Genomic DNA, 7,409 nt, shown 5'->3' with positions numbered 1-7,409 from the left:
GAAAACCACGCCCTATTGCATCTAATGCAGGTCTGCGTGAGTTCTAGGTGTCGTTGATCGTACGGGGAGCCTTCTGGGTTCCGCTTCCTGACTGGGATCGACTTGCGCTCGCTCCAAATCTTCGCGTTAAATGCTTATTGTCTGCATTTGATAGGAGCTTTTCGGATGGGTTCACGGCCGGTGGCGCATGGTGTTGCGGGGTTGTATCTCGCGTCTGGCGTGTCGTTCCTGCGTGCTGAGGAGTCCGTGTTCGAGGCGATGGTGACGGGCTGGCGGGCGCAGCAGTTGGGCGGGCGCGGGCTGGGCGAGGACTACGTGACCGGGACGGTGCGCGCGGTGCGGCAGTTCCATGCGCACGCGGGGTCGTGGCCGTGGTTGTGGTCGGCGGGATTGTTCGATGAGTGGATGCTGGATCTGGTGTCGGTGCGGCAGTTGGCGCCGTCGACGATCCGCGGCTACCAGCTGGCGGTGCGGCAGTTCTGCGACTATCTGACGTCGGAGCACTACGGGTGGGTGGCGGAGTGCGAGCAGCGTTTCGGCACGCATCCGGTGCAGGTCTGCCACGACTGGAACACGAACCGGCACCTTCAGGACTACGACGGCCGGCCGGGGCGGCGTCCGTTGACGCGAGACGAACTGCAGGCGTTGTTCGATCGTGCCGACGAGGAGATCCAGCGCCGTTTGAAGAATGGCCGAAAGGGCGCGCTGCCGGCGTATCGGGATGCGGTGCTGCTGCGGGTGGCGTATGCGTGGGGGTTGCGGGCGAACGAGGCAGTCCACCTGGACGTGACCGACTTCTACCGCAATGCGCACGCCCCAGAGTTCGGCGACTACGGGATGCTGCACGTCCGGTACGGCAAGGCCTCCCGCGGCGGACCGCCCAAGCGCCGATCGGTGGCGACGTTGCGGGACTGGGCGGTCGAGGCCGTCGAGGACTATGTGAAGAACGTCTGGCCGCTGATGCGGCCCGACGGTCAGCGGGCTCTGTGGTTGTCGGAGCGCGGCACACGACTGCGCACGAGGGAGCTGTCTGACCGGTTCGCCGAGTACCGCGACGATCTTGGGCTCGACCCGGTGCTGTCGCCGCACGCGCTGCGGCACAGCTACGTGACGCACCTGATCGAGGAGGGTGTGGACCCGGTTTTCGTGCAACGCCAGGTCGGGCACCAGCACCAGTCGACGACGTCGATCTACACCGGGATCAGCGGCGACTTCGCGAACAAGATGATGCGGGATGCGTTGGAGCGGCTGCGGCCGCGGGAGGAAGGATCGAGCTGATGAGGGTGATCGGGTATGAGTGGCGGCTACGTGAGGTGATGGCGGCGTCGGGAATCTTCGCGACCTCGAAGCTGGTGCCGCTGCTGCGCGAGCGCGGCATCGAGCTGTCGGCGAGCCAGATCTACCGGCTGGCGACGGAGAAGCCGGAGCGACTGAACATGCACGTGCTCGTCGCGCTGATGGATATCTTCGAGTGCAGCGCGGACGACCTGGTCCGCAAGGTCGACCTGGGAGCGTCGGCGGCCGCGACCGGCACGGACGGCGAGGACCGGTCCGCGAGCGGCGCCGCGACACTGCGGGAGAAGGGCCTGCGCCCACCGCGGGCGCGCGTGCTTCCCGCAGATGGCTGAGGTTCGCGACGCCCTGGTCGCGACGATCGCCGCGGTCGAGACGACGGTCGCGCCTGGGGTGATCGGCGGGATCGTGGACCGCGAGGTCGTGCAAGAGGCGGGAAGACGCCGGCTGCTCGCGCAACTGCGTGAGGACCCGGGGATGCTGGTCGCGGGATCGACGCGGATTCCGCTGGTGCTGGACCGGATCCTGCTCGAGCTCGCTGCCGCCGGTGGCAGCACGGTCCGCCCGCCGGGGTGCGCGCGCTGCGGCCGAGTCGTGCTGTTGAACTGCCGCGACGGTGAGGACCGGATTTGCGCGGCGTGCGGGCGGGCGCGTCTGGACGTGCTGATCGACTGCGTCGAATGCGAGCGGAGTGAGCAGTTGCGGCACGCGCAGGTGGGTGACCACGCTTACTGCCGCTCGTGCTGGCGGGCATTGCAGGACGTGACTGACAAGCGGTTGGATCGCTTCGTCGCCTCGCACATCCCCGGCGGGACCATGCACATGATGCTCACGGCGACCGAGGGCCTGAAAGCGGACCGGCTGTTGCGGTTGGCGTTGGAGTGCGAACTGTTCGGGCCAGGCTGGCTCGCCGACCCTCCCGCCTCGTCGACGCTGTTTGCGGCCTTCTACACGCGGCTGCGTGAGCTCGGTGCCCGGCTGCCGGCCCTGACCTGCGGACATTGCGGTCGCTCCGGACGGCTCCCGGACCGGCTCGGGGGAAGGATCTGCTGCAGCTCCTGCTACAAGGCGGCGCACCAGGCGGTCTGCGACGGCTGTGGAAACACCGCGCACCTCGAGCTACGGCTCGCCAACGGTGACCGGCTCTGCCAGGCCTGCACAAACCAGCTCCCGGAATCCTGGGCTAGCTGCGTCAGCTGCGGCAATCACCGGCTGATCGCGGTGCGCACCCCGGACGGGCCGATGTGTTCCGCCTGCCGGACCGCGCCCGGCGCTGATGTCTGCACGGTCTGCGGCGCCCAGGGTCGGTGCCGGTTCCCCGGCACCGAGAAAGCGATCTGCCTGAGCTGCTACGCCGCTACCAGAGTTGATGTCTGTCACCAGTGCGGTCAGGAGCGGGAGTGCCGGTTCGCGGGAACAGTGAAGGCGATCTGCCTCCCCTGCGCACGCCCCCGCAGGCCCTGCTCGATCTGCACCCGGGTGGGGTACTCGATCCGGGTGACCCCGGACGGGGAGCCCCTCTGCTGGTACTGCGCCCCGCACGTCGTCGAGACCTGCATCAGCTGCGGCCGCGACACGCGAGTCAGCGCCCGCACCGATCAAGGTCCGCTCTGCCAACGTTGCGCCCGGAACAGCCCGCTGATGTTCCGCGACTGCCGTCGCTGCGGGGCGCACGGTCGCCTGCACCACCGCCGATGGTGTGATCGCTGCTACGCCGACGACAAGATCCGCGAGCTGCTGCCCGACAGCGTCGTCGCAGCGGATCCGACGCTCGCCGCAATGCGGGAACGATTCCTCGCCGCGGACGAGCGACGCACCTTGGACGCCTTCCGCCGCAACACTACGGTCGCGATCCTGCGAGAGGCACTGACGAGCACAGAGCCGCTGAGCCACGAATTGCTGGATCGACTCGGCACGCCAGGGTCGACAGGCCCCGTGAGGGCACTGCTAGCCGAGCATGGCCTGCTGCCCGCACGGGACGAGCAACTGATCCGATTCGAGACCTGGTGCCAAGACCGGTCGGCCCAGATCGCCAACCCGGATCATCGCCGCCTGTTCGACCGGTTCGTCCGTTGGCGTCATCTGCGGCAGCTACGCGAACAGGCCCGCCCGGTCGGGCGACGGCAATCGGACGGGCGGCGGCAGGAGCTGCAGCAAGTTCTCGACCTGATGAGCTGGCTTACCATCCGCTCGGAGTCTCTGGCGATGCTCGATCAGGGACGACTCGAGCTCTGGCTCGTTGACGGCCCCCCGGTTCGTCGACGCGTCACGGCATTCCTGGAGTGGGCGGCCAGCAACAAGGTCTGCCCTCGCCTGCGCGTCCCTCCCCTCCGCCGAAGCGCGAACACCCCCACGGGCGCCAGCGCCGACGAACGTTGGGAGCTGCTCGGCGACGTGCTCAGCGCCGAGGACGAGGATCCTCGGACCAGGCTTGCCGGGGCGTTGCTCCTGCTGTTCGGGATCCCGGTCGCCCGGTTGCATCTGCTGCGCGTGACCGACATCACCGGCACGGAGCGGGTGACGATCCGACTCGGGCCAGACCCGTTGGAGCTACCCGAGGCGATCGGTCAGCTCGCGATCGCCGCGCGCGAGCACCGCGACGCGCCGCGTCTGCTCACCGACGCCTGCGAATCGGACTGGCTGTTTCCGGGGCAGAATCACGGCGCTCCGCTCTCCCGCGACTCCCTCACTGACAGGCTGGCGAAATTCTCCATCCGGGCCCGTCACGCTCGCGCCGGCGCTCTGGCCTCTCTCGCCCAGGAGCTCCCGGCCCCCGTGATCGCCCGCTTGACCGGCCTGCACATCGTCGCGGCGACCCACTGGGTGGATGCCGTCGTGGCCAGCAACGCCCGCTACAGCGCACTCACGCGATGATCGACACATGCACAGGAGCGCGCGAAGCGAGATCACCCGCGTCTCGCAAGGCAACCTCCAACTGCTCCTGAGTAGGTGCTCCGGCGAACCCGCTTCCCGTCGCGTAGACGCGGCACGCCAGCGACTGAACCGGTGCCGTCGGGAACAGGTCGACGCCATCGACGAGGATCGTGGGCGAGCCTCCGAACGCAGAGCTCGCCGCTTCAGCTTCGGTCTGGATCGTCACCAACTCAACGGGCACGTCGGTGAACCCGAGCGTGTCCAGCGCGGCGCGCGCGTGCGCTTCTGCGATGGCGGTGTTTGGGCAGTCGACGATGTGTAGCAGCTCTACCTTCATGAAGGGCTGTCCGTTCGTTCGCTGTCCGCTGTCGTGCGAGGGGTAGATCTGAAGAGGTTCAGGCAGACCAGGCCGACACCGAGCACGACGACGACGTCGGCGACGTTCCCGACGAACAGGTCGCCGTAGGCGAGGAAGTCGGTGACCTGCCCGCGTCCGAACGCGGGCGGGTTCAGCAGCCGGTCGATGAGGTTGCCGACGGCCCCGCCGAGGACCAGCCCCAGTACGAGGCCCCACCGGGCACCGCTCAGCCGCACTGCGAAGATGACCACCGCGACGGCGGCGAGGACGCCGAGGAGGGTGATGATCCAGGTGGCCCCGGAGCCGAGTGAGAACGCGGCTCCGGGGTTGTAGACCAGGGACAGGCCGAACAGGTCGCCGACCAGCGGGACCCGTTCACCGGGGGTCAGCTGTGCCACGGCGAGGGCCTTCGAGCCCTGGTCGAGCACCACAGCGAGCAAGGCCACAATCAGGGCGACGCCGAGGGCTCTCCTCGCCTGCGGCCGTGGGCCCGCATCGTCTTCGTCGATCGTCGCGGCGATGTCCTGCGCGGTCACGCGCCGGTCTTCCGTGTGCGGGCGGCGCGCAGGCCGTTGAGGATCACAACCACCTCGGCGATCTCGTGCACGAGCACCACGGCTGCAAGTCCCAGGACGCCGAAGAGGGCGAGCGGGAGCAGGGCGGTGATGATCAGCAGCGACAGGACGATGTTCTGGTTGATGATGTGGCGTCCGCGACGGGCGTGGTCGAACGCTCGCGGGAGCAGGCGCAGGTCGTGGCCGGTGAAGGCGACGTCGGCGGATTCGATCGCGGCATCCGAGCCGATCGCGCCCATCGCGATGCCGATGTCGGCAGCGGCGAGGGCGGGAGCGTCGTTGATGCCGTCGCCGATCATCGCCACCGACCCGTGCTGACCGAGCTCCGCGATCGCGGCGGCCTTGTCCTCCGGGCGCAGCTCGGCACGCACGTCACCGATCCCGGCTTGGGCGGCGAGGGCGCGGGCGGTGCGGGCGTTATCGCCGGTGAGCATGGTGACCCCGACGCCCTGTGCGGCGAGGGTGCGGACGACCTCGGGGACCTCGGGGCGCAGTTCGTCGCGGACGCCAATCGCGGCGACCGGCGTGCTGTCGCGGTGGACGATGACGACCGTCATGCCCTGCTCCTCCAGGCCCGCGACCCGGTCGCCGAGGGTCCCGGCGTCGAGCCAGCGGGGACTGCCGACCGTGATCCGCGCGCCATCGAGCTCACCTTCGATGCCGTGGCCGGCCTGCTCGGTCACGCCCTCCGCCGCAGGAGCGCCCGGCGCGGCAGCGGTGATCGCGGCGGCGAGGGGGTGGGTGCTGTGCTGCTCCAGCGCGGCCGCCCACGCCAGCGCCTGCTCCTCGGTGATGCCGTCGGCGGTGAGGACTGCGGTGACGGCGGGCTCGTTGCGGGTCAGGGTGCCGGTCTTGTCGACAGCGACGTGGCGGATCACGCCGAACCGTTCGAACGCCGCACCGGACTTGATGATCACACCGAACTTGCTCGCCGACCCGATCGCAGCCACCACCGTCAACGGCACCGAGATCGCCAGCGCGCACGGCGACGCCGCCACCAGCACGACCAGGGCGCGGGTGATCCACAGCTCCGGGTCGCCGAACAACGACCCGATGATCGCGACGAGCGCAGCGAGGATGAGTACGCCGGGCACGAGCGGGCGGGCGATACGGTCGGCGAGGCGGGCGCGGTCGCCCTTCTCTGCCTGCGCCTTCTCCACCAGGTCGACGATCGTGGTCAGCGAGTTGTCGGTGCCCGCTGCGGTCGTCTCGACCTCCAGCGCACCAGCGGTGTTGATCGCGCCGGCAGATACGGCGTCGCCGGGCTCGACCTCGACCGGGATCGACTCCCCCGTGATCGCTGAGGTGTCGAGGCTGGAGCGGCCGGTGCGGACAATGCCGTCGGTCGCGATCCGCTCGCCCGGTCGCACCAGCATGAGCTGCCCGACAGCCAGGTCCTTCGCGGCGACCTCAACAGAGGCCCCGCCGCGGCGGACGGTCGCGGTCTCGGGGACGAGCTTGAGCAGTGCCCGCAGTCCGCCGCGGGCACGGTCCATGGCCTTGTCTTCCAGCGCCTCGGCGATCGAGTACAGGAACGCCAGGGCGGCGGCCTCTTCGACGTAGCCGAGGATCACCGCACCGACGGCGCTGATCGTCATCAGCAGCCCGATGCCGAGCTTGCCCTTGAACAGCTTCCGGATCGCGCCGGGAGTGAACGTGGATGCACCCAGCAGCAGGCCGGCCCAGAACAACACCAGCGCCGGGATCTCCATCCCGGACCACTCCAGGATCAGGCCGGTGAGGAAAGCGACACCGGAGAAGACCGGGACCATGATTCCGCGATCGGTCCACCAGGGACCGTCATGGTCATCGTCATCGTCATCCTCGAGCTCGACGCCCTCCACCTGGGGCTTCGTCACCTCACTCATGCGCCCGCTCCGATTCCGCAGCAACCCGGCACCGTGCACGAGGCGTCCAGGCAAGGGGCGTTCTCATCGACCGCGAGCGTCACGTCGACCAGTGACTTGAGCGCCGCCGCAAGATGCGGATCCGCGATCTCGTAGCGCGTCTGACGGCCCTCGGGCTCAGCGACCACGATCCCGCAATCACGAAGACACGTCAGATGGTTCGAGACATTCGACCGGCCCAGCTCAAGCGAACGGGACAGCACAGCCGGATAGCTCGGACCGTCCAGAAGGGCCATCAGGATACGAGAACGCGTCGGATCGGCCATGGCCCGGCCGAGCCGGTTCATGACGTCGAGGCGTGAAGCAATAGTCAGCACCCCATGACTATACAGCAGTTGGTGACCTATCCCAGGTGGTCGATCAGACCAATAGCGCCAGTTTCGACTCCGCGGCATCCCAATC

At 68.7% G+C, this 7,409-nt stretch carries 7 protein-coding genes; 3 read left to right on the top strand and 4 right to left on the bottom strand.

The genetic code is table 11. From position 1 onward, the window contains the following. The first annotated feature begins 165 nt into the window (after nt 1–165). Genes VB080_RS06725 through VB080_RS06715 form a run of 3 tightly spaced genes read left to right on the top strand, consistent with a single transcriptional unit; the run spans nt 166 to nt 4,167 of the window. Nucleotides 166–1,278, top strand: a complete 1,113-nt coding sequence (locus VB080_RS06725) for a site-specific integrase (protein ID WP_323417666.1) — start codon at nt 166–168, stop codon at nt 1,276–1,278. After that, nucleotides 1,278–1,628, top strand: a complete 351-nt coding sequence (locus VB080_RS06720) for a helix-turn-helix domain-containing protein (RefSeq protein WP_298131153.1) — start codon at nt 1,278–1,280, stop codon at nt 1,626–1,628. The genes VB080_RS06725 and VB080_RS06720 overlap by 1 nt, the downstream gene beginning before the upstream one ends. Further along, nucleotides 1,621–4,167, top strand: coding sequence for a hypothetical protein (locus VB080_RS06715; RefSeq protein ID WP_323417665.1), 2,547 nt, complete (start codon nt 1,621–1,623; stop codon nt 4,165–4,167). The genes VB080_RS06720 and VB080_RS06715 overlap by 8 nt, the downstream gene beginning before the upstream one ends. On the opposite strand, the gene VB080_RS06710 is transcribed toward VB080_RS06715, so the two are convergent. Genes VB080_RS06710 through cmtR form a run of 4 tightly spaced genes read right to left on the bottom strand, consistent with a single transcriptional unit; the run spans nt 4,157 to nt 7,324 of the window. Then, the gene (locus tag VB080_RS06710) at nt 4,157–4,504 is read right to left on the bottom strand and encodes a hypothetical protein (protein ID WP_298131151.1); all 348 of its coding nucleotides are present in this window, start codon (nt 4,502–4,504) and stop codon (nt 4,157–4,159) included. The genes VB080_RS06715 and VB080_RS06710 overlap by 11 nt on opposite strands. Further along, nucleotides 4,501–5,061, bottom strand: coding sequence for a signal peptidase II (lspA, locus tag VB080_RS06705; RefSeq protein ID WP_298131149.1), 561 nt, complete (start codon nt 5,059–5,061; stop codon nt 4,501–4,503). The genes VB080_RS06710 and lspA overlap by 4 nt, the downstream gene beginning before the upstream one ends. Then, nucleotides 5,058–6,968: a cation-translocating P-type ATPase gene (locus VB080_RS06700; RefSeq protein ID WP_323417664.1), complete on the bottom strand. Its 1,911-nt coding sequence runs from the start codon at nt 6,966–6,968 to the stop codon at nt 5,058–5,060. Before VB080_RS06700 ends, lspA begins: the two co-directional genes overlap by 4 nt. Then, the gene (gene cmtR / locus VB080_RS06695) at nt 6,965–7,324 is read right to left on the bottom strand and encodes a Cd(II)/Pb(II)-sensing metalloregulatory transcriptional regulator CmtR (protein ID WP_298131144.1); all 360 of its coding nucleotides are present in this window, start codon (nt 7,322–7,324) and stop codon (nt 6,965–6,967) included. The genes VB080_RS06700 and cmtR overlap by 4 nt, the downstream gene beginning before the upstream one ends. Between the last annotated feature and the right edge of the window lie 85 nt (nt 7,325–7,409).

The organism is Propionicimonas sp. (genome assembly GCF_034927565.1).
In the GTDB taxonomy this organism is placed as follows: domain Bacteria; phylum Actinomycetota; class Actinomycetes; order Propionibacteriales; family Propionibacteriaceae; genus Propionicimonas.
The sequence above is the reverse complement of the archived record's forward strand: the minus strand, read 5'-3'. Positions and strand labels throughout refer to the sequence as shown.

What these genes read in the sequence shown, in the direction of transcription:
- VB080_RS06700 (WP_323417664.1), bottom strand. Translation starts at nt 6,968, where the DNA reads ATGAGTGAGGTGACGAAGCCCCAGGTGGAGGGCGTCGAGCTCGAGGAT.
- VB080_RS06720 (WP_298131153.1), top strand. Translation starts at nt 1,278, where the DNA reads ATGAGGGTGATCGGGTATGAGTGGCGGCTACGTGAGGTGATGGCGGCG.
- VB080_RS06715 (WP_323417665.1), top strand. Translation starts at nt 1,621, where the DNA reads ATGGCTGAGGTTCGCGACGCCCTGGTCGCGACGATCGCCGCGGTCGAG.
- VB080_RS06725 (WP_323417666.1), top strand. Translation starts at nt 166, where the DNA reads ATGGGTTCACGGCCGGTGGCGCATGGTGTTGCGGGGTTGTATCTCGCG.
- VB080_RS06710 (WP_298131151.1), bottom strand. Translation starts at nt 4,504, where the DNA reads ATGAAGGTAGAGCTGCTACACATCGTCGACTGCCCAAACACCGCCATC.